This is a genomic window from Kribbella turkmenica (genome assembly GCF_004348725.1).
Classification (GTDB): Bacteria; Actinomycetota; Actinomycetes; order Propionibacteriales; family Kribbellaceae; genus Kribbella; species Kribbella turkmenica.
Genome location: NZ_SMKR01000292.1, coordinates 1 through 3,753, shown reverse-complemented (window position 1 = coordinate 3,753; position 3,753 = coordinate 1). Strand labels below are relative to the sequence as shown.

The 3,753-nt window shown below is 71.2% G+C and carries 4 protein-coding genes; 1 reads left to right on the top strand and 3 read right to left on the bottom strand.

Annotated features, from left to right (window positions below):
- Positions 1-1,265: uroporphyrinogen-III C-methyltransferase (cobA, locus tag E1218_RS35165; RefSeq protein WP_132327352.1), on the bottom strand; the 1,265-nt coding region annotated here is incomplete at its 3' end.
- Positions 1,262-2,302: a nicotinate-nucleotide--dimethylbenzimidazole phosphoribosyltransferase gene (gene cobT / locus E1218_RS35160; protein ID WP_202866369.1), complete on the bottom strand. Its 1,041-nt coding sequence runs from the start codon at positions 2,300-2,302 to the stop codon at positions 1,262-1,264. The genes cobA and cobT, both read right to left, overlap by 4 nt.
- A gap of 127 nt (positions 2,303-2,429) precedes the next feature.
- On the opposite strand from cobT, the gene E1218_RS35155 reads away from it, so the two are divergent.
- Positions 2,430-2,960 carry a YbhB/YbcL family Raf kinase inhibitor-like protein gene (locus tag E1218_RS35155; RefSeq protein WP_132327350.1) on the top strand — a complete coding sequence of 177 codons (531 nt, stop codon included), beginning with the start codon at positions 2,430-2,432 and terminating at the stop codon, positions 2,958-2,960.
- A gap of 81 nt (positions 2,961-3,041) precedes the next feature.
- Here the strand turns inward: E1218_RS35155 and E1218_RS35150 are convergent.
- A partial coding sequence (locus tag E1218_RS35150; RefSeq protein ID WP_132327349.1) for a DUF1028 domain-containing protein occupies positions 3,042-3,753 on the bottom strand: 712 nt, incomplete at its 5' end.

The window sequence follows — 3,753 nt, the reverse complement described above, 5'->3', positions numbered from 1 at the left end:
ACGGCAGCGCCGTCCACATCCGCCCCCGCGACCGCCTCAGCCCGCTCCGCGGCGCCGCCGCGGACCTGGGACGCCACCTCGACTACGTTGCCGATGACAACGATCGCGGGGGCGCCGACGCCGGCCTCCTGCATCGCACCGGCGATGCCGGCGAGGTCGGAGCTCACCATCCGCTGCCCGGGAAGCGTCCCGTCGGCGATCGCCGCGGCCGGCGTGCTCGCGAGTCGGCCACCCGCGATCAGCCGCTCGGCGATCGCCGGCAGATTCTCCACCGCCATCAGCAGCACCAGCGTGCCCGACAACTGCGCGAGCGCGTCCCAGTTGACCAGCGAATCCGGATGCGACGGCGGAATATGCCCGGACACCACGGTGAACTCATGCGTCACGCCGCGATGCGTGACCGGGATCCCGGACACCGCGGGCACCGAGATCGAACTCGTGATCCCCGGCACGACCGTCCACGGCACGCCGGCCTCCGCACAGGCCAGCGCCTCCTCGAACCCACGCCCGAACACGTAGGGATCGCCGCCCTTCAACCGGACGACGACCTTCCCCTGTCGACCGCGGTCGACCAGGATCCGGTTGATCTCCTCCTGCTGCGCCGCCCGCCCCCGCGGAAGCTTCGCCGCGTCGAACAGCTCCACCTCCGGATGCAACTCGTCCAGTAACTGCTGCGGCGCGAGCCGGTCGGCGACGACCACATCGGCCTCGGCAAGCAGACGCCGGCCGCGAACGGTGATCAGGTCCGGGTCGCCCGGCCCCCCACCGACCAGATACACGCCAGGCTTCTTGTCGACCTCCCGCGCGGCCAGCTCCCCGGTCCGCAGCTCTTCCAGGATCGCATCCCGGACCGCGGCCGACCGCCGGTGATCACCGCCGCCGAGCACGCCGATCGTCACGTTGTCGTGCTGCCCCGACGCCGGCGTCCACGCCGTCGCGCGAGACCGGTCATCGGAGCGGACACAGAAGATCCGTCGTTCCTCCGCCTCCCGCGAGACCTCGTCGTTGACCGCGGGATCGTCCGTCGCCACAACGACGTACCAGGAGCCGTCGAGGTCGCCGTACTGGTAGCCGCGCTCGATCCAGGTGAGCGACGGGTGGGAGAGCAGGCCTTCGATGGTCGGCGTGATCGACGGCGAGATCAGCTCGATCCGCGCGCCGGACTCGAGCAGTCGTGGCAGCCGCCGCTGGGCGACACCACCGCCCCCGACAACGACCACTCGGCGGCCGTCGAGCACCAGGCCGGACAGGTACTGACTGGTCACGAGCTGATCCCCGCGGACGCGAAGGTGGCCATCTCGCGGAGCGCGCGAACGGCGCAGGTCAGGATCGGATACGCCAGCACGGCGCCGGTCCCCTCTCCCAGCCGGAGGTCCAGATCGACCAACGGCTGCAGCCCGAGTGTCTTCAGCGCGATCGCATGACCCGGCTCGGCCGAGCGGTGCCCGGCGACGCAGTAGTCGATCACCGCCGGGTGGAACGCCTGCGCGACCAGCGCCGCGGCGCCCGCGATCACCCCGTCGAGGATGACCGGCACCTTGTTGGCCGCGCCACCGAGGAGGTACCCGGCCAGGGCGGCGTGTTCGAGGCCGCCGTACGCCTGGAGAGCCTTCAGAGGCTCGGTCGCCGGTACGTCGTGCCGCGCGAGCGCGGCCTTGATCACGTTGGTCTTGTGGGCGAGCGTGGCGTCGTCGATACCGGTCCCCCGGCCGGTCACCACCTCTGCGGTCGCACCGGTGAAGGTCGCGATCAGCGCGGCCGAGGCGGTCGTGTTCGCGATGCCCATGTCGCCGGTGAGCAGGCAGCGGTAGCCGTCCTTGACCAGCGTGTCGGCGAGGTCGAGCCCGACCGCGACCGCCGCTCTGGTCTCGTCCGCGGTGAGCGCGGGCCCGGCGGACAGGTCGCGCGTGCCGGGGCGGACCTTGGCGTGCACGACGTCCAGGTCGTCCACGTCGGTCGCCACCCCGACGTCGACCACGCGGACGTCGACGCGGTTGTTGGCGGCGAACGCGTTCACCGCGGCCCCGCCGGCCGCGAAGTTGGCCAGCATCGCGGCGGTCACTTCCTGCGGCCAGGGCGACACACCCTGTGCGTGCACGCCGTGATCGGCCGCGAAGACGGTGACCACGGCCGGCGACGGAACCGCGGGCGGGCAACTCCCGGCCATCCCGGCGACGCGGACCGACAGGTCCTCCAGCACGCCGAGGGAACCGGCCGGTTTCGTCAACCCGAGCTGCCGCTGGGTGGCGGCGCGCATCGCCGCCTCGTCCGCCGGGCCGATCCGGGCCAGGTACTCCTCCACCGCAGGTCCTCCACTCGTCGTCTGGACCGATCTTCGCATTTCTGAGCAGGCGCCCCACGCCGGATCCGCGATCTGTGGACAGTAATGTCGGAATCACCACACGTCGCGAGACCCTGGAGGATCACAGATGTCGCTTGATCGGCCCGTCGCACCGGACCCGTACGAACTCCTCCCGAAGGCCGGCACCTTCACCGTCACCAGCACCGACGTCGCCGACGGCGAGGCGCTGTCCGACGAGCACGCGTTCGCCGTCGGCAACACCTCCCCGCAGCTCAGCTGGTCCGGGTTCCCCGAGGAGACCAAGGGCTTCGTGGTGACCTGCTTCGACCCGGACGCCCCGACCGTGTCCGGCTTCTGGCACTGGGTCCTGGTCAACCTGCCCGCCACGGTCACCTCCCTGGACACCGGCGCCGGCGCCACCGAACGCCTCGACAACGGCGCCTTCCACGTCCGCAACGACTTCGGCAGCAAGAGCTACGGCGGCGCCGCCCCGCCCGCGGGCGACCAGGTGCACCGCTACTACTTCGTCGTCCACGCGATCGACGTCGAGGCCCTGGACGTGGATGCCGACGCCACCCCTGCCGTGGTCGGCTTCAACCTCGCCTTCCACACCCTCGCCCGGGCGATCCTCACCCCGACGTACCAGATTTCGGAGTAGTCGCCGCCACGGATCGGCCACCGCCGCGGAGTCTCCCGACACCATCTCGAGGCGACTCCGCGGCGGCGTGCGTCTCGCCGTTCAGGAACGCTTGTCGGCGGCCTGCTGGCGGAGTTGCGCCAGCAGCACCGGGTCGAGTTCGCCCGGGACCATCCGCTCCTCGAAGTTCTCGGTACTCGCCCAGGCGTCGAGCGCAGCGGCCAACCCGCCGCTGGTCTCGTAGCCCAGCGTTTCGAGGTCGGCGGCAACCTCTTCGGCCAATGCGCCTTCCAGTGGCAGCAGGCTGTCCGGATCCGGCTCGCCGAAGTACAGCTCGTGGAGGTCCAGCAGACGGCCCAGTTCGTCGATCGGCGTCTGATGATCGTCGACGCGTAGGTCGATGGCGATGTCGAGCACACCGCCGTACGCCGCTCCTTCGCGCCACACGCGGAGCGCCGCGCTCTGCCGCCCACGGCGGTCTCCGCCCACCTGATCGCCGGCCGACAACGCCGCGATCAGCCGCCGCTCGAACGATCCGCCGGGGGGCGTCGCCCAAGCGTCGGCCATCGCCTCCACGACCTGCGTGCCTGCCAGGATGTTGCCCTGGATCGCGAAACCGTCGCCGGCCTTCCCGCCCGCCCAGTCCATGCAGGCGCTGCCGGTGAACGTGGCGCCGCGCCCCTGCGCGTCGACCACACCGATCTGGCGATGCTCACGCTCCTCGTCGGAGTCCGTCAGTTGCGCGACAGCGTCAGCGGCGGAGCCACCACCGGCAAGAAGCTCGAGACCCTGCGGTCCGTACGACAGGTTCGCC

Excerpts from the sequence above, each read along its gene's own strand:
- E1218_RS35155 (WP_132327350.1), top strand. The coding sequence starts at position 2,430 with ATGTCGCTTGATCGGCCCGTCGCACCGGACCCGTACGAACTCCTCCCG.